Below are 16,716 nucleotides of genomic sequence, written 5' to 3'. Positions count from 1 at the left end.
TAGCTAAGGTATTAGCCTCTAAAATTTTAGTTTGTTGCTCAGACCTATCATAACCTTCTATACGAAAGAACCCACCATGGTGCACAATCATATTCTTACCTCTTAGTGTATGAAGTTAAACCCAAAATATGTTAATAAATTCCATTTGAGGATAACCCCCCAAAACTTATTAAGGTTGACCAGATATAGGTTCCTGGAACCCGACCGGAACGGTGACCACCAGGAGCCGTTCCGGCGAGTATCAGTTTACCTCTAAATGTTACACAGTCACATCGTGTAATATTGGAAGAATCCCTGGAATGCCTTAAGTTACAGGCCTCCAGGGATTCTTTTAAATTGTCAGGATTGTTTCCCATCGTGTACGTACCCCGGAGGATTCCCAATGCTTCTGGGCTTCTTCAAAAATATCATCTAAAGACATATCTCTATAAACCTCTTCTTGGTCTTTTAAATAGTCCTGTCCACTATGACCTTCAACTTGACGAATAAACCTAATAAATCCAGAGTACCCCAATTCCTTGATTAATGCTCTAGACCCTCTTTCAATTATTTCTTTATCAGTGTACTTCAATTTCTCATTCAATAACATCAATATCAATCTCCTTTCTCAGAAAATCAATGGGGTTAAACAACTTAATATCACCAATAAGCTTCTTCAATAGGTATTCATTTTTGTTGATCGTTCTAATAAATCTGTCATCGCATGTAATAAAATAGTCACATTTGTTATACATAGCGCACGCTAGATGTAAAGCATCTCTTTCTTTAGCGCTTGATTTGTCCATGATGCTTTTTGCAGTCGCTTTTATTTCTTTATTCGGTTCGACAACTTCCCTACATAACGATGATACCGATTCTATATGAACTTTTCTGTCGATAAACGGATTCCTGCTATTTTCATATTCAAGAACGAAAGACCATACAAGAGTATGCTGTCCCTTTTCAATAAGCTCAAATAATATATCTATAGCCATTGCCTCAAAGCGTATCCTCATCTGGCTCTGGTCATCGAAAACACGATTATATACATTCATATCAAAATACATCTTCATGTGACCATCACCCTACTCCCAAACTTCTAATAACAATTATAGCACATGCATGGAAATATTACACAGTTTCAAAATTAATATTCTAATTAAACACCAAGAATCAACTTTCGAACTGGCAATCCTGTTAGCTTCAGGACTTTATAACTCAAGCCATCCTCAAAATGTCGAATCATTGAAGAAAAGAAAGGTTCCATGACCCTGCGCGTAACGGTGAGCGACAGCGAACTGTTACGCCGAGTACGTTGTGGAGGAAAGCGTTGGGAGCTACAAAGGTTTTCGCTTTGAAGAATGCCATTGTTTATTCCACAGCGCTAGAACCCTCAAAGGTTAAGAGTATTGAAAAAAAGGTACAGAGTGAAAAAGGTCGTCTTGATCGCGAGATCAAGACCTATCAAAAACGCATTTTTGCCTGTTTTGACGATGCCAATCGGGAGATCGAACTCATTCAGAATAAACGACTTCTGAAGGCAAACTTTCACAGTATAACCATCCTGCCAGAGCCCGTAGAAAAGAAGCGTCAAGGTCGTCCGTTTCTAGATCCGTCCAAAAACTTAACAACCACAGAATACCGACTTTGTATTACCTATCAACGAGAGTCTGACAAAATAAAAGAAGTTATCCGCAAGGAAAGTACGTTCATATTAACGAGCAATGATCTTAACATTTCAGCGGAAGCCCTACTATTGGAATATAAAACTCAAAGTAATGTGGAAAAACGGTTTCAGCAATTTAAAAATCCTCATTTTGTCAATTCACTTTTCCTCGATAAGCCGGAAAGAGTGGAAGCGTTGGCCTATCTTATTCTTTTGACCATTATGATGCTTTCCGTAATGGAACAGGTGGTAAGGAAAGGTTTAAAGGAAGAAAACGAAACGGTCGTTGGAACCGGAAAGATGATCAAAAAACAGCCGACACAATTGATGATACTACGAATATTCTACAGTATTTTGTACCAATGTTATACCGATAATGGTAAAACGGTAAGGCGGTTGCTTAAACCGTTTAACGACAGCCAGGCGAAGATCGTTCGCTATTTAGAGTTACCAGAATCTGTATTTGCTTGGAATGGTACATAACCAAGCATGTTAAAATTCCATATTTAAACATGCCAAATTGACATCGGAGTTTTCTGGAATATGAGTTTTATAGTGTCCCCTATGAATATATTAAGCATGAGATGGATGTGCGGATTACTCGAACTGTTGTGGAAATCTTCTATCACAACCATCGCATTTGTTCGCATCCAAGGATTTATGGAAAACCAGGTCAATATCACACCACACCAGAACATATGCCTGAAAAACATAAGAGCCATACCGAATGGAACAGTGAGCGTTTTGTCTTATGGGCTAACTCGATTGGCATGTATACAGCTACCGTGGTAAAAGCCATCCTTAATTCACATAAGATTGAGCAGCAAGGTTATAGGTATGGGCATTCTGAAGCTTGGAGACAGACATGGTGTGAAACGACTCGAAGCAGCATGTGAAAAAGCGTTGTCTTACACCCCAAATCCCAGCTTCAAACATGTTGACAGTATTTTAAAGTCTGGTCAAGATAAGTTGATCCCTCCCGCTGAAATCCCGCATCGCATGGATGAAAACCATTCTTTCACACGCGGAGCTGACTATTACGGGAGGAAAAAGTAATGCTAACTGAACAAACTATTGACAAATTGCTTGAGATGCGGTTAAAATCCATGGTTGGAGCCTTGCGTGAGCAGCAGGCGCAGCGGCATGGGGGTCTGACGTAAAGAAAGACCCCCGAAGATGATCTTCGGAGGCCTTTTCCGACCCGAGCACTACGCCTTATATCCCATTCCTCTCGACAGCTGATAGAGAATAAACTGATTTAGGCTAATGTTTTCTTCCTTGGCCTTTTCAGATAACGCCTGGTGTAAGGACTTAGGCATACGGACACGAAGTTGCCCTGAAAAGTCAGTGGTTTTCCTCGGTTCCGGGACTTCTCGACCTAATTCGATGCAAGCTTCAATCCATCCTCTTTTTGCATCTTCGAGATTAACAAGACACTCGTCTACGGTCTCGCCGTCTGACATACAGCCGGGAAGGAGAGGGATCTGGGCGAACCAGCCGCCGCCCTCATCCTCAGCGAGCTTCCGGATCTTAATCTCATAATCTAATTTCATATAAAACTCTAATTCTTTCACTCTTCCTCGCTCCCTTCTAGTTTTCGGATTGCATCCAGAGCTTCTTTGACATAGACAGATTTGATTGGACGGGCAAAGGGGATAGTTAGGATTTCTGTAAGATCAGGATGAGTGTACTGAAAATGGCTTGTTCCGCTTCGCTGTTTACGCCGCTCAAAACCAAAGCGAATAATTAGCTTTTCTAGCTCCTCGAACGTTACGTCTTTTGGATTTCTTACGATTTCCGCATAGAGTTTATCAAACTTGGTCAACCCAATCACCTCTCGAATTAATGATACCATATTTGGAACCGTTCTACAAGCGCGTTTTTGAAATTTCTGTAAAAAGAGCACTTCTATTTTTAACGACGAAAGGACTCCTTTTTTCGATTATCAGAATACATTATTAACAAAATCTACCCCTGATTTGCGCATCCTCGAATTCGGAGTTAGCATTGTGCTGTCATCAACTCTTTAAACCTCAGGGTACCAAGTGGTCCAGAGTTTTTCTGAATGTAACAAAACTGCATTGTGTTACATCTGAATTGTCAGAATCGTTTCCCATTGTGTGAGTGTGTGAGGGTACGACCCCGTTGGGAACAATTATTGGCGAGATATTACCACCTTGTGGTGCACCGACTACGGTGTCTCTGTATTCCCCATTCTCCAGAATTCCAGACTTAAGAAACCTGGATATCAGTCTATGAATATTGAAATCTGCTATTCTATGGTCTATGAACTTCAATACCCAGTTGTGGTCCATGTTGTCAAAGAAGCCCTTAATATCAGCGTCTACTACATAGTTTATCTTCTTACCTATACTCTGAGGAGCACTAGGATCTCATGTGTTACCGTAAAATATCAATGTATAGCATGCTGATTTCTACGACCCCGGGGAAGCTGCGGTTTTCTTACCATAACGTTAACCGCAGTATTGCTTTCTGTACTGACAACCACATCAGCCTTCCCGTTTTCGGTATTTCGGAGCTCAATTACTTCAACCTTTCGGCTTTCAGCCTACTACCTCGTTTGCCTACGCTTAAAGACGTGAGTTACCCCACTTCCTCCAAGGCTAACTACGGGCGGTTGGTCTACCTTACCCGATGGGATTCCCACCCACTATATTTTACGACCTGGCACATCCGCACTGTCAGGCACCGGCTCCCTGTACACTCAGTCCGCTCTGGCGGCATTCTTCGATGCGGACTCGCCAACTTTATTACAGGGCTAAATCTCTAGTCATAAAAAACCTCCTGTCTCTATTCACTCTTTTTTACAGAGTAACAAAGTTAGGAGATTTTTTCGCTACGCTATTTAGTCCATCGCTTACAGTTTTTAGGGAAGTGTTCATTCTTATTTAACGTTTTCTGTTCACTTTATTTTACCATTCACACCAGACCCCTATGGGAGAAAATATGACCCCCGAAGACGAACTTCGAAGGCCTTTTTCGACCCGAGCAGTGGAACGGATCGGGATTAAGACAACTAGGTTGATAAAGTCTCGGTGGCGAGCAACTGATCTTCTCCAATAATGATCTGACCAGTTTCTCGAGCAGAACTTAGTTTGATAGTTCTGCTTTGAGCTTCTGCACGATTTCTAGGGGCAGATCAGTTATCTCAGCAATGTCTTCTAAAGACAATCCCTTTTTCACTGCGTTTCGAGCTGCCTCCAACTTTCCTTCTGCCTTTCCTCTATTCACCGCTGTCTCTATCCTCGTTAGCTGGTCACGAAGCTCGGCTTCTCTGGCATCGTACAGCATTCTTGCCTTTTCATCCTTACTAATGATCTGCAATAAATCATAAGCTTTTTTGATGTCCTTATTCTTTTCTGCTAACATCTCAATCACTCCTTTTGATTTTGCATCTAGAAATTCCATCCATTCAATGATTCGGTCATTCTCATCTCTTGGAATAGACAAATCTGCTAGCTTTACGATCTCCAGGAAATGGACCTCTAAGATATCCGTCAACCTGTATCCGGTTTCGTCCTCTGTCAAATGATAGCTGGAATACAACTTTTGAAGTGGGGTACATTTGAAATCAACGATGTTGATGGTGATACATTTCTTTAGCTTGGAATAGGTATCACCTGGCTTTACTTGACTTGTGTACATCTTAGACCAGTAGAACATGGTTCTTTCGGGCATGAATTCTGTCGGTAATATTTGAATCTCGATATCAATTTGTTTCCCTTGTTTCGTCTTTACTCTGACATCAAGTATTCCTTTTCTATCTTCCGCGAACTCCCTTAAAAGCTCATTATTGATGATTTCTATTCCCTCAAAGTCTTCCGCCGGAACACCTAGTACGGCACTGAGGAAAGCGACTAGCAGATCTTTATTTTTTTCGTCTCCAAAGATTAGCTTGAACACGAAGTCTACTTTTGGTGACATTAGAAATCTATCGTCAGTTGGTGTTTGTTTGGTCTTACTCTTCTTGCTCCCAGCCATATTAACTTCATCCTCTCTCCTCTCTCCAGTTATATAGATATCATTTTAGCAAATCCACCGTAGTTTCACACACTCCCCAGCAGACAACCATTATTATTATCAAAACTAAACCTAACGGCCCTATGGCTCCATTATACAACAACGCACATATTAGTTCCATAAAAAGGAATGGTTTGTGCTAGACATTTCTAATTTTTTTATATGTCTCAGTTACCAAGAGGTTCAGAGTTTTGACGAATGTAACTCAACAATATTAAGTAACATAGTCGACCCCTAAAGGGATTCGACAAATTGCGGGAAGTACCAGTCCCCGACCGAGCGGTCCCCGACCGAGCGGGAACCGCGAGGCGAGCACAACCTTTCGGCTTTCAGCCTACTACCTCGTTTGCCTACGCTTAAAGAAGTGAGTTACCCCACTTCCTCCAAGGCTAATTACGGGCGGTTGGTCTACCTTACCCGATGGGATTCCCACCCACTATATTTTACGACCTGGCACATCCGCACTGTCAGGCACCGGTCCCCCATACCGGTCCCCCACAGAAAAAGAAACAGTATGGCTTCGTTGTATACGATGAAGTCATACTGTTTCTTTAGTATAGATAAAATTTATGGAAGGATAGCTTGATGACATTGGGGTCAGACCCTGGGGCTAGGACACATTCATCTTAAATTCTTTATCTCCTCTTCTGACATGCCTGTAATTTCGGAGATTGATTTCATGTCCATGCCCTTTTTAAGTAGTTTTTTTGTTACTTCCTGTTTTTCTTCTTCTCTGCCTTCTCTTTTGCTCTGCCTAATTGCCTCTCTTAGCCTCAGTTCTGCTTCTCTAACCGCAGCCATTTCATCTAGGACTGCCTTACGCCTATCAAAATATTCTTCGCGTATCTTGGGGTCATCACTTGATTTTTCCCATTCTTCCATCGCTTGATTCAACACTGGGTCTTGCACAGCAATCTCCTCCAATGTCTTAAATACCGGGGTCCCCAGGTCCCCATAAGTTTAAGTTGGTGTCAGGCTCAGGTCCCCCCCCCCACTTAGTTATAGCTATTTCTTGTCCAGTCTTTAATATCTCTGCGACAAGTCCAGAAGGTTCAGTGAGGTCGCTTATTATAAATGCTAGGGGTTGTAAATCTAATCCGGAATCCGCTGCCTGTAAAAACAAGAACCTAAACCTTTCAATAGGCTCCATCCCAATAAAATCGTCCGAAAAGACCGCCAAATCAATATCGCTATCGCTAGAAAACTGTCCTTTGGCATATGAACCGAAAAGTATAACCTTATCAATTTTTATCTGATCACCAACCCTTCGCAGATAATCAGATATTATCTCTTGAATTGGCTGAGGGACTGAAGCCATACAAACACCTCCTCAGTCTTATTAAGCACTTCTTTTGCCCTTGTTTCAGTAATATTTGAGGATAGTTGTCGTTTATAATCAGGATATCTTTCAGAGATGTAATAAAACAGTAAGTCTGAAAAGAAAGGTTTATATTCCTGGGCTTTATCAAATACATGATTTCCAGTTTCATACCCAAATTGTTCCACTTCCATTAACCCCTTGAAAATTAACCAGATATTATGAGTTCGAGTCGGTTCCCGATCAATATATAAAACATAAAGACCTTTAACAAGCTTTTCAGTAGCCTGCTGCGCCATAAACGCTACGTATAGATATCTTCCTGATTGCAACATAACTCTTGCCGTTTCAAGATCGTAGTTCGCTTTGCATTCCCAATACTTAAACTTTTCAAGAGAATTCATGTCCTAATCACCCTCTCCAAAACGTACATACCCATATTATACCATGTCCTTGGAGACAAATAAACGTAACCGACCAAAGATTTGATAGGGACAAGTAGAAGATCTGATCAGACCGTTCAGTGCTTTTATAGTTGACCACTGCGACCGATAATAACTCTTACGTTCAGTAAGAGTCAGAATTGGTCGTATAACATCTAACATCGAACCCAAGTTTTCACAAGCTAACCAATAAGTTGATGAGTTGGTGTCAGGCACCGAGGTCTTTCCCTCCATCCCTTTGTATTATTGAGATAGTTTCTCATAGATAAAGTATGTTGACCATACGCCGGTATATTAAGCGCTTACGACCGTTTGCGCTAGCACAAACAGTTAAGCTGTAAACACAGTAAAGAAATAAGGGATAGTTCGTTCATAGACTACTATGACTACTATCCCTTATCTTAGCATAGTTAACGAACGGGAGGGCTTCCCTCGATCACAAACAGAGCAGATCATGCCAAATTCGACCCGAGGGCTTGGTATATAATTGGGCGGTATCGTGGTTCTGGGATTGATATTCCTTCTGTCCTGGCCGCATCAAGCCATGCCTTTTTGGCTTTTTGCAGTCCCTGCAACGCCTCTTCAGGAGTATGTCCGAAAGCCGAACAGCCTTTTAGGTCAGGAATATCTGCTATATACCCACTATCTTCTTCACTGTAAAATATATTTACGTGGTAATCCATCACTTCATCATTCCCCCATCCTTAGTCTATTCAGCTCAACAAGTTTCAGTAGTTGCCTTATTTGATAGGGCTTGGCCATACCATTGACATTTTGAAGATTGATTAACTCCCGTACCTCCGGATGGACAAAAATATGATGGCTACCATTAATTCGTGCAAGTCGGAACCATATGCCTTAGTAAGTGCAACTATCTCTTCAAATCTAATGTTTTTTGAGCTAGATAGAATACGTTCTAATATCCGCCGAGTATTCAATTAAAAAGCACCGTCCCCTCCTCACTACAATATATCCATTTCTTGGTACATCTTATCACGATAATTGGATCTAATCAATAAGAGCATGTTTCGGCCTAATCGTTGTCCGATTTACGTTTGAATGTAACATTGGCGAACCCTTACCGGGTACAAGCTAAATAAGTTGGTGTCAGGCACTGGTACTCTGGTACTAAGCGCTTTGTTGGGAGAGGTCACAGAATCTAAGTCTACTTCACTCTATAACGCATCCTGTTACCATATTTCTGTGAAGATAGAAGGCCTTTGCTTTCGAGTTTAAGGACAAAGTTTCTAATTGTCGCATAAGCTGCGTTTTTAAAGTCCTTTTCCAGTTGCTTAGTCGAAAATTCATTGGTTCCGTATGCAGAGAGAACATAATAAAATAAATCCTTTTCCTTGGCTGTAATCTCTCCTGTTTGAAGCAGGTTATTAAATATTTTGAGCGCATTTGTCGGCTCAGCCTTTTTCTGAAGCTTAGTAAGTACATTATCAATAAAATAGCTTACAAAGGGGGTTATATCTAAAATTTCTGACACCTTAGAATTATTCGATATTAAAGTAAACGCCTTATAATACAAGCCCTTGCTTTCATTGATATATGCAGAAAAAGGTATGAACAAAGAAGAAGTATATCCTATTTGTACCAGATACCAAAGTTGCAGTAACCGGGCCATTCTCCCGTTGCCATCAAAATAGGGATGGAGGTAGGCAAAATAATAATGAATTATGATAGATTTAATAACTTGATCCAAACCATCGTCTATATAGATATAGTCGATCATATTTACAATATACTCAGGAAGCAGATGATAACTGATTCCCTGATGCTCTATGTTTTGCCCAACCACATAAACTGCGTCATGACGATATTTATGCTCAGGCATCAGCCTGTCCTCATCGTCTAAAAAATCGCCGACCGCAAGCATAAACAACTGATATAGATTTTCCTCTGTAATTTTGTTGGCAGGTTCCGCTATGAAATCTAAGCCACGCTTAATGCCATAAGCTTTATTCTCATTACTTGTTTCGGGCGCTCCGCCATTTAAGATTTTTCTAACACTCTCCCTTGATGAGTCAATCTGTTCAATGGACAGTGTTGAAATAATTTCGTCCTCCATTGCCTGTATGCCATACTTTTCACTTGAATAGGAGGCCGCGAGTGCTTTAATAAGCTGTGCCGTCATGTTGATTTTAGCGGGCAGCAACACAGTGGGCTTGCCCTTAAAGTCAAGCAAAGTGAGTTTATGATAAAAGCTATCATTAAGCGTATCCAAATATCCCGCTAGATTTTCCTCCCCAAATTTATACTTAAGCTTATTAATATCCAAAGCGTTTTTATCACTGAACATCTCAGTAAAGGTTTTCAGTTCCATAGCTTCCCTACTTTCGATACTATTTAGTATCACTTACTATCAATATGAGTATACCACATAAGCACAAAAAGTAAACCCATTAATTTACATTTTGTTTCCTGCTCATATCAAAAATCAATTTGTTTAAAGCCTTTGGGAAGGCATCTTAAATATGTCTATACGTTATACACGTACATCTGAATGGATTGCTGATGATGGCGGTAACGATGTTTGTTTAATGAGAAACATCGGAGACCATGACCATTATTTGCGTCCTCCATACTAAATAAAAGTGACTTGTTTTTTATCAAAACTCACTCTCATGCGTCCATAACGAGCGTTATGACAAAATTCCGAAAAGCAAGACCCCTATGGGAGGAAATATTCCCCCCGAAGGCGAACTTCGAAGGCTTTTTTCCGACCTGAGCACCTGTCCTCACCTTTTCACAAGTTAAACAATAAGTTGATAAGTTGGTGTCAGGCACAGGTAGCCTGCGGGTTCGCTCTTCTTTGGTATAGATAACCTTGGGGAGGCCTTCCCTCGATCAGAAAAATTAACTAGGTTTGAGTAATAAATGGTATACTATGCTTAACAGAATGTCTGAAATACTGAAAGGCGGTAATGATATGCAAGCACAAGCGAAAAAGAAATCGTTCGGCTTTGTGCGACTAGGAAAACGTACTGTGGTCACGCTTGGGGCAGAGGTTAAACGGGAGCTACGATTGACAGATGGTGACGTTTTCGAGTTGTGTGTTGAAGATGGAAGAATAATTCTGGAACCTAAAAAGCTTATTCCAGCCGACCAGCAGTGGTTCTGGACTGAAGAATGGCAAGTCGGGGAACGTGAAGCTCAAGCTGAAATAGAAGCAGGTAAAGTTAAACATTTTGACTCAATGGAAGAGTTCCTTACAGATTTGGGGAAAGAAGATGAAGATTGATAGTATTTCTCGTTTCAAGCGAGCATTCAAAAAGTTGCCTAAAGATGTTCGAGCTCTTTTTATGGACAAGATGTATCAGTTTCAGGACGATTGGCAGCATCCTTCTTTCAGGGTCAAACGGATTCAAGGAACCGATAGCATTTGGGAAGGTAGCTTGAATATGTCCATACGTTTTACATTTGAATGGATTACCGACGATGAAGGTAACGATGTTTGTTTAATGCGAAACATTGGAGACCACGACCATTGTTTGCGTCCTCCATACTGAGCTCATGCATCGCATCCTCCAAAAATCATAGGCTGATTGCTTTTGGTGATTTTCCTTCGGAGTCCGATAAAGCGTATTACGTGTACGTGAACTAAGCCCCCCTTCAGGTCATGTTCATGGTCCTAATACAGGGGGAATTCAAGGTTGGAGCCATTTGACGTTTAGCCTACAGACTATCGTACAGACTGTCGAACCAGAGTTTTCACAAGCTAAACAATAAGTTGATAAGTTGGTGTCATGTCAGGCACCGGTCCCTCTCGACAAATTCCGGGAAGTATCAGTCCCCGACCGAGGACAAAAAGATGCTTAATTCCATTTTCTCTAGCTGCTATCACCATTGGGAGTACTCCACTGACGGGACGCAGCTCTGCATTGAGGGATAATTCACCGATAAAGGCGGAATCTGAGAGCATCTCTGGATCGACCAGGATTTGTCCCGACTCCTGCAAAAGACTTACTGCCATCGCTAAATCAAAATGAGAAATCCGGGAAGTACCAGTCCCCGACCGATGTGTTCTTACTTCTTTATCTGACTCCTTGCACCTTCTGTCCAGAGACGACAACTTTTCCTTCAAGCTCCATCTGACAAAGCAGTTCAAGCAAGCCACTCAAGTCTCCATTACATATACTGAGAAGGTTCTGGACAGCCTGGGGCTGATCAAGCATATCAAGAATCGCCTGTTCTTGGGGATTAGTCGTACAATCCAACTTCTCCTGTTTTTTCATTGCCCGAGGTGGGCTTAATTGATCATTAGCCGAAGAACACTTTACTTCAATTTCATTATTGTCTATCAATTGCCGCGGCTCCAGATAAACCTCTGCTCCGTTCAATAGCAAACGATTCGTTCCTACACTTTCCGGACTATAAATACTATTTGGAACAGCCAAAACCTTGCGGTTATATTCCAGCGCGTACTTTACCGTAATCAACGCTCCACTCCGTTCAGTGGCCTCGACGACCAAAAGCTTATCTACCCAGGCAGCCAAAAGCTTATTCCGGTTCGGGAAATATTCCTGACGCGGACGCGTACCCGGAGGATAAGAAGAAATGACGGCCCCATTCTCAATAATTTCCTCCATTAGCGTTTGATGTTCCGGAGGGTAGCAGATATCCACCCCATTCGCCACGAAGGTTAAGGTATATCCCCCTGCCTTGAGGCAAGCTGTATGGGCATAACTATCTATACCCTTCGCCATCCCACTGACCACTGTAACCCCTGCCATACCTAGGAAAGCTGCTGCTTCAGCAGCCACTTCCTTTCCATAGGAGGTGCAGCGCCGACTTCCGACAATTCCAATACATAACGTCGGTAAACGTAAATTCCCGCGATAGTAAAGCACTGCAGGTAGGCTTGAAAACCTATTTATATAGTAAGGAAAATATGGATTATCATAGGTTAAAAGATGAATTTTGTACCTTCGCATGAGCTCTTGTACCCTTTTAGCAGTATCTAAAGAGCGCTGACTTAATAACGTCTCAATGAGGCCCGACCTAAGGCCCTGAATACTCAACAGTTTCTCGTGCGTAGCCTGATAGACTGCCCTCGGCGAACCCAATCCGTTCACAAGCTTTCTTGAAGTTGCTGGGCCTATTCCTTTAAGATGACTTAGCCAAAGCCAATAAATCTCCACAGCAACCTCCCAAATAACTCATTTAAACCACGAGCATGCCACTTCGTTCCTTATCCAGGTCCCGACTCATCAGAGCAGCACTCACATCCTTTTTACGAATAACCTCTGACTCCTCGAGATCAGCGAACGTTCTCGCAATCTTAAGAAACTTATTATACGTCCTTGCACTGTAATGAAACTTTTCGAAGGCAAGACTTAAAAGCTTGGTACTGTCCGAATCGAGCTGACAAAATTCTTTGATCATCGCCTCACTCATCTGCGCATTCGAGTTAACATTAGTGACCCCAACAAACCGCTTTTGTTGAATACGCCTTGCCCTCTGAACTCGTTCTCGAAGTTCAGCCGAGCTTCGCCCTTTCTCCTGGGCAGATAGATTGAAGAAATCCACCGGTTGAACATACTTATGGACCTCAATCCGATCCAAGATCGGGCCAGAAAGTTTCTGCCGATACTTCAGAACCTCATAATCTGTGCATCGACACCGTAATTGCCCATGATGCCCACAAGGACACGGATTCATAGCAGCAACGAGCATAAAATTAGCTGGAAATGTCCCAGTGCTATTAACCCGTGAAACGGTAACGACCTTATCTTCCATGGGTTGTCGAAGAGCATCTAAACTCTTCTTGTCAAACTCCGCGATCTCATCGAGAAAAAGGATTCCATTATGAGCCAAAGAAATTTCTCCAGGAACCACAGGGCTTCCACCACCCACGAGTGAATTCATCGAAGCATTATGATGAGGTGACCGAAAGGGACGTTCTGTAATCAAACTTCCCCGTTCACGCAAATGTCCAGTAACACTATAGATTCTCGTAATCTCAAGAGCTTCTTCCTCACTAAGTTCGGGCATAATAGTTGAAATCCGTTTTGCAATCATAGATTTTCCACAGCCTGGTGAACCAATCATAAGAATATTGTGCCCTCCAGCTACGGCCGCAACAATATACTCGATCAACACATCTTGCCCTCGAACATCAGCAAAGTCAAGGCCCTCATGGGGATCGAATAATTGTTCCACTTCTTCGAAAAGCGGCGGAAAATACTCTTTTTTCCCCTGCAAATAATCAGCGACTTCAACTAAGGATTTAAATGCATAAATGTCCAACCCTTTAACAAGACTCGCCTCACGATAATTTTCAATCGGGACAAAAAGATGCTTAATTCCATTTTCTCTAGCTGCTATCACCATTGGGAGTACTCCACTGACGGGACGCAGCTCTGCATTGAGGGATAATTCACCGATAAAGGCGGAATCTGAGAGCATTTCTGGATCGACCAGGATCTGTCCCGACTCCTGCAAAAGACTTACTGCCATCGCCAAATCAAAATGAGAGCCACTTTTCTTGACTCCGCTCGGGGCTAAGTTGATTACTACTTTGAGCTTGGGAAACTCAAAACGTCCATAGGTCAAGGACGCCTCTAAGCGGTGGGCCGCCTCTTTGACAGCAGTATCCCCCATTCCGACAATATTGACTGAGGGCTGTCCATGAAGCGTCACTGTTTCTACTGTCACCAAATAAGCATTTATACCAGATAAAGCAAACGAACGACAAACAGTCGCCATTCTAGTGAACCTCCTCTCTCCTCATCTGGATTATCGTCTACATCCACCTGAATCAAACTTTCACAAAGCGCTTCAGAAAAAATCCTAACACCTTCTTAAATGTATTCGACCTTATCTACCGTTTTCCTACTGATAAACCACAATTTTCTATAAAATACACTTCTTAACTAAATAAAAGACAACCTCTAAATATTGCGGTTGCCTTTGAAAATTTGTGGAACGCTATATTCTGCTCTCTATTACAAGACATTCGGTAATGTTGAGGTGGTACGCCCTGGAACTTACTATGAATACCTTACTAAACAAAATCTAACCCCTGAGTGACGTACAGCATCCACTCAATAATTCGCCCTCTACATACAGGCGATAACGTTCAACCCTTGGCTCAGAAAAGTAGCCCAAGGTTTTCTCGGTAGTGACAAGTGAGTCCTGCCGAATACCCATATAAACACGATAACTGCTCCAGGTATAATCGATCGGTAGCTCTGTCATATTAGCCCGTACAGAGTTTAAGTGTATATATCTACTAATTTCCAAGTGATACTGATCAGTTTCAATAAGTTCAGACTTAAAACGATCCTGGAAGAGATGTCCTACAAAGTTATATTTGATTCCAATGCTGAAAGTACCAAAATTACCTCTTTTACCTCACCCAAATTGGAAATTATAGGACTTGAGCATCTCCTCAACCGAAAACCCTCTATGACAGAGTAGAATATAGATTGATTTTGGGTTTAAACATCCTATTTTCTTGACCTCTTTTGGATTTTTCCTATCAAATGGAGACAGGTATCCCTTGATTTGATGTAGATAATTTTTTGATTACTTTCTTTCGGATATCTCCTCTAAAGAACCGAGCTAACTGTCGAAAATTATGGGCGATAATTTTGGCACCCAGCACCAGTTTGCATTTTACGATTCCGCGAACATTCAATTTACCTGCGTTATGTGCTCGTTTTAATGCTGAGTTCGTTCCCTCGATCGCGGCTCGTTTACTGGTGGATTCTTTCCGCTCTTCCCGATTTGTTATTTTCATACGAGCCTCTTCTGCGGTCAATGCCTTTTGATTCACATACAAAACGGTATCTTTCTTCTGAAACTTAACTCGGCAACTCTTTTTGTAGGGACATTCCCGACAGATCTCAAGTTGAAAGTGAGCGCTTAAGACACCACTCTTTTCATTGAAACTCGTTCGTAAGGGGGAATGGTTTGCTGGACATAGAACGATTGTTTTCTTATTTTCTATCGTAAATGTACTGTAGGGGAGTTTATCACTGGAGGCCTTACGACCCGTCATATCTGTGAAGTGCATCGTAATTCCATGAGCTTCGGCCTCTTCCACAACGTCAGGACTATAATAGCCTCCATCAGTATATAGATCTTTAACCCCCTGCTCTGCAATAGTTGCTAAGCTCTGATTTAGCATTTCGACGTCGCTGGTCGTATTGGGGGCTACATCAAAATGAGTCACGACTTGAACAGGATTATCATCGGCACAGGTTTCCGTTAGATTTAAGGCATAGCCCACATGCTTTTTGCCGCCTTTATTGCGGTAGGTCGCATCCGTGTCATGCGCCGACTGAAGAGAATTAGAAGAAATTTCTCGATCTCCTTTGGCGATCCATTGGTTTTGTTGTTCGTTGAACGTGGCTTGTTCATTCAAGAATCGGTCCATAGTCTGTATTACGGGAGTTTCTTTCAGTTCGGGTTGTCCTTCAACTAATTGAAGCAATTCGGCGCAATGATTGATGATCATTTGAATTCGGGATTGGATATCCGTTGCCTTAAGTTGATAAAGAAACTTTGTCTTGTAATCCGCTTTAAGAAAGATTCTTAATGAATCGTTTAAGAGAGTTTCTGGAAGAGCTTTTACTCCACAGACTAAGACATCATAGGCAAGAGAGAGTCGTCCACCCAACTTAATGTTGGACATGATCTGAGTTGAATCCATACGTCCTTCACTAGTACTAAGTCCAGCAGCTTTAATGAAGTGATCTGTCAGCTTTTTAAACTGCTCAAAGATGAGGTCTGCTCTATCTGGGTGTTCAAGGGAATAATTATAGAGCCTGGAGCGGAATTCATAGAGTGTTCGAGGTGCAAAATAACGTTCTCCTAAGGTGCGAAGGCCTAAGGCAAAAGAAATTTGATAGTTAAAGGCGTACTCATCCAGAAGAACTTCATCTGTAAATTCCTTTAAGTGTTTGATCAAATCCAGTCCTATCAAAATATTCACTGGAAAGTTCGGACGTCCATTGTCACTGGAGTAGAGAGGAACAAATAAACTTTCGTCAATTTGACAGAAAACATGCTTATAGAAGAGTGCGGCCCAAGAATTCTGCAGTTTATGAGCCAGTCGAGAATCCATGCCATTAAGGCTATTGAACAAATTATCTTGTAGGTGTCCATTATTTTTGCGGAACATCTGCATATACCCCCATAAAGTTGAATTATATCTTAAATACTACTGATTTCTTCATAATACTTAATAATTCAACTTCTGAAGGTCATTTTCCTTCTCAATTTCGGCAATATTAAGGGGTTTTTGCAGCAGAATC

At 41.7% G+C, this 16,716-nt stretch carries 17 protein-coding genes and 1 pseudogene; 4 read left to right on the top strand and 14 right to left on the bottom strand.

Going from position 1 to position 16,716, the window contains the following annotated elements:
• Nucleotides 1-331: 331 nt before the first annotated feature.
• The gene (locus tag ACYQ3Q_RS28070; RefSeq protein WP_459931694.1) at nucleotides 332-589 is read right to left on the bottom strand and encodes a hypothetical protein; all 258 of its coding nucleotides are present in this window, start codon (nucleotides 587-589) and stop codon (nucleotides 332-334) included.
• On the bottom strand, nucleotides 576-1,052 hold the full coding sequence (locus ACYQ3Q_RS28065; RefSeq protein WP_459931693.1) for a type II toxin-antitoxin system VapC family toxin: 477 nt from the start codon (nucleotides 1,050-1,052) through the stop codon (nucleotides 576-578). The genes ACYQ3Q_RS28070 and ACYQ3Q_RS28065 overlap by 14 nt, the downstream gene beginning before the upstream one ends.
• A gap of 257 nt (nucleotides 1,053-1,309) precedes the next feature.
• On the opposite strand from ACYQ3Q_RS28065, the gene ACYQ3Q_RS28060 reads away from it, so the two are divergent.
• Both ACYQ3Q_RS28060 and ACYQ3Q_RS28055 read left to right on the top strand, forming a co-directional pair.
• The gene (locus ACYQ3Q_RS28060) at nucleotides 1,310-2,128 is read left to right on the top strand and encodes a transposase (protein ID WP_459931692.1); all 819 of its coding nucleotides are present in this window, start codon (nucleotides 1,310-1,312) and stop codon (nucleotides 2,126-2,128) included.
• A 101-nt stretch (nucleotides 2,129-2,229) separates the two neighbouring features.
• Nucleotides 2,230-2,541, top strand: coding sequence for a hypothetical protein (locus ACYQ3Q_RS28055; RefSeq protein WP_459931691.1), 312 nt, complete (start codon nucleotides 2,230-2,232; stop codon nucleotides 2,539-2,541).
• Between the two features lie 312 nt (nucleotides 2,542-2,853).
• Here ACYQ3Q_RS28055 and ACYQ3Q_RS28050 read toward each other — a convergent pair whose 3' ends face one another.
• From ACYQ3Q_RS28050 to ACYQ3Q_RS28010, 8 genes and pseudogenes are all read right to left on the bottom strand, one after another.
• Nucleotides 2,854-3,219, bottom strand: coding sequence for a toxin-antitoxin system HicB family antitoxin (locus ACYQ3Q_RS28050; protein ID WP_459931690.1), 366 nt, complete (start codon nucleotides 3,217-3,219; stop codon nucleotides 2,854-2,856).
• Nucleotides 3,216-3,551: a type II toxin-antitoxin system HicA family toxin gene (locus ACYQ3Q_RS28045; RefSeq protein WP_459931689.1), complete on the bottom strand. Its 336-nt coding sequence runs from the start codon at nucleotides 3,549-3,551 to the stop codon at nucleotides 3,216-3,218. Before ACYQ3Q_RS28045 ends, ACYQ3Q_RS28050 begins: the two co-directional genes overlap by 4 nt.
• Before the next feature lie 1,205 nt (nucleotides 3,552-4,756).
• A complete protein-coding gene (locus ACYQ3Q_RS28035; RefSeq protein WP_459931688.1) occupies nucleotides 4,757-5,647 on the bottom strand; it encodes an Rpn family recombination-promoting nuclease/putative transposase in 891 nt (296 codons plus the stop codon).
• A gap of 660 nt (nucleotides 5,648-6,307) precedes the next feature.
• A pseudogene (locus ACYQ3Q_RS28030) lies at nucleotides 6,308-6,622 on the bottom strand (Rpn family recombination-promoting nuclease/putative transposase); the annotation flags it as partial.
• Nucleotides 6,615-7,004: a nucleotidyltransferase domain-containing protein gene (locus tag ACYQ3Q_RS28025; protein WP_459931687.1), complete on the bottom strand. Its 390-nt coding sequence runs from the start codon at nucleotides 7,002-7,004 to the stop codon at nucleotides 6,615-6,617. The gene ACYQ3Q_RS28025 and the pseudogene ACYQ3Q_RS28030, both read right to left, overlap by 8 nt.
• Entirely contained in the window at nucleotides 6,971-7,408 is a 438-nt protein-coding gene (locus tag ACYQ3Q_RS28020; RefSeq protein WP_459931686.1) for a HEPN domain-containing protein, read from the bottom strand. The genes ACYQ3Q_RS28025 and ACYQ3Q_RS28020 overlap by 34 nt, the downstream gene beginning before the upstream one ends.
• A gap of 491 nt (nucleotides 7,409-7,899) precedes the next feature.
• Nucleotides 7,900-8,130 (bottom strand): type II toxin-antitoxin system HicB family antitoxin, encoded by a 231-nt coding sequence (locus tag ACYQ3Q_RS28015; RefSeq protein WP_459931695.1) that lies wholly within the window; start codon nucleotides 8,128-8,130, stop codon nucleotides 7,900-7,902.
• A 482-nt stretch (nucleotides 8,131-8,612) separates the two neighbouring features.
• Nucleotides 8,613-9,776, bottom strand: coding sequence for a Fic family protein (locus tag ACYQ3Q_RS28010; protein ID WP_459931685.1), 1,164 nt, complete (start codon nucleotides 9,774-9,776; stop codon nucleotides 8,613-8,615).
• 543 nt (nucleotides 9,777-10,319) lie between these two features.
• On the opposite strand from ACYQ3Q_RS28010, the gene ACYQ3Q_RS28005 reads away from it, so the two are divergent.
• Together ACYQ3Q_RS28005 and ACYQ3Q_RS28000 are read left to right on the top strand one after the other, a co-directional pair.
• Nucleotides 10,320-10,694: an AbrB/MazE/SpoVT family DNA-binding domain-containing protein gene (locus ACYQ3Q_RS28005; protein ID WP_459931684.1), complete on the top strand. Its 375-nt coding sequence runs from the start codon at nucleotides 10,320-10,322 to the stop codon at nucleotides 10,692-10,694.
• On the top strand, nucleotides 10,684-10,962 hold the full coding sequence (locus tag ACYQ3Q_RS28000; RefSeq protein WP_459931683.1) for a cytotoxin: 279 nt from the start codon (nucleotides 10,684-10,686) through the stop codon (nucleotides 10,960-10,962). The genes ACYQ3Q_RS28005 and ACYQ3Q_RS28000 overlap by 11 nt, the downstream gene beginning before the upstream one ends.
• A 209-nt stretch (nucleotides 10,963-11,171) precedes the next feature.
• Here ACYQ3Q_RS28000 and ACYQ3Q_RS27995 read toward each other — a convergent pair whose 3' ends face one another.
• The 4 genes from ACYQ3Q_RS27995 to ACYQ3Q_RS27980 form a co-directional block, all read right to left on the bottom strand.
• Nucleotides 11,172-11,570, bottom strand: coding sequence for a magnesium chelatase domain-containing protein (locus ACYQ3Q_RS27995; protein ID WP_459931682.1), 399 nt, complete (start codon nucleotides 11,568-11,570; stop codon nucleotides 11,172-11,174).
• Nucleotides 11,488-12,594 (bottom strand): DNA-processing protein DprA, encoded by a 1,107-nt coding sequence (gene dprA, locus ACYQ3Q_RS27990; RefSeq protein WP_459931681.1) that lies wholly within the window; start codon nucleotides 12,592-12,594, stop codon nucleotides 11,488-11,490. Before dprA ends, ACYQ3Q_RS27995 begins: the two co-directional genes overlap by 83 nt.
• Nucleotides 12,595-12,616: 22 nt before the next feature.
• Entirely contained in the window at nucleotides 12,617-14,161 is a 1,545-nt protein-coding gene (locus tag ACYQ3Q_RS27985) for a YifB family Mg chelatase-like AAA ATPase (RefSeq protein WP_459931680.1), read from the bottom strand.
• Nucleotides 14,162-14,936: 775 nt separating this feature from the next.
• On the bottom strand, nucleotides 14,937-16,583 hold the full coding sequence (locus ACYQ3Q_RS27980) for a transposase (RefSeq protein ID WP_459931679.1): 1,647 nt from the start codon (nucleotides 16,581-16,583) through the stop codon (nucleotides 14,937-14,939).
• Nucleotides 16,584-16,716 lie beyond the last annotated feature (133 nt).

The sequence above is a fragment of the Desulfosporosinus burensis genome (genome assembly GCF_054657535.1).
The sequence above is the reverse complement of the archived record's forward strand: the minus strand, read 5'-3'. Positions and strand labels throughout refer to the sequence as shown.

Bases quoted from the DNA above. Each gene is read 5' to 3' on its own strand.
- ACYQ3Q_RS28065 (WP_459931693.1), bottom strand. From the start codon at position 1,052: ATGAAGATGTATTTTGATATGAATGTATATAATCGTGTTTTCGATGAC.
- ACYQ3Q_RS28010 (WP_459931685.1), bottom strand. From the start codon at position 9,776: ATGGAACTGAAAACCTTTACTGAGATGTTCAGTGATAAAAACGCTTTG.
- ACYQ3Q_RS28015 (WP_459931695.1), bottom strand. From the start codon at position 8,130: ATGGATTACCACGTAAATATATTTTACAGTGAAGAAGATAGTGGGTAT.
- ACYQ3Q_RS28020 (WP_459931686.1), bottom strand. From the start codon at position 7,408: ATGAATTCTCTTGAAAAGTTTAAGTATTGGGAATGCAAAGCGAACTAC.
- ACYQ3Q_RS28025 (WP_459931687.1), bottom strand. From the start codon at position 7,004: ATGGCTTCAGTCCCTCAGCCAATTCAAGAGATAATATCTGATTATCTG.
- ACYQ3Q_RS28055 (WP_459931691.1), top strand. From the start codon at position 2,230: ATGGATGTGCGGATTACTCGAACTGTTGTGGAAATCTTCTATCACAAC.
- ACYQ3Q_RS28035 (WP_459931688.1), bottom strand. From the start codon at position 5,647: ATGGCTGGGAGCAAGAAGAGTAAGACCAAACAAACACCAACTGACGAT.
- ACYQ3Q_RS28000 (WP_459931683.1), top strand. From the start codon at position 10,684: ATGAAGATTGATAGTATTTCTCGTTTCAAGCGAGCATTCAAAAAGTTG.
- ACYQ3Q_RS27980 (WP_459931679.1), bottom strand. From the start codon at position 16,583: ATGTTCCGCAAAAATAATGGACACCTACAAGATAATTTGTTCAATAGC.
- ACYQ3Q_RS27985 (WP_459931680.1), bottom strand. From the start codon at position 14,161: ATGGCGACTGTTTGTCGTTCGTTTGCTTTATCTGGTATAAATGCTTAT.
- ACYQ3Q_RS28070 (WP_459931694.1), bottom strand. From the start codon at position 589: ATGTTATTGAATGAGAAATTGAAGTACACTGATAAAGAAATAATTGAA.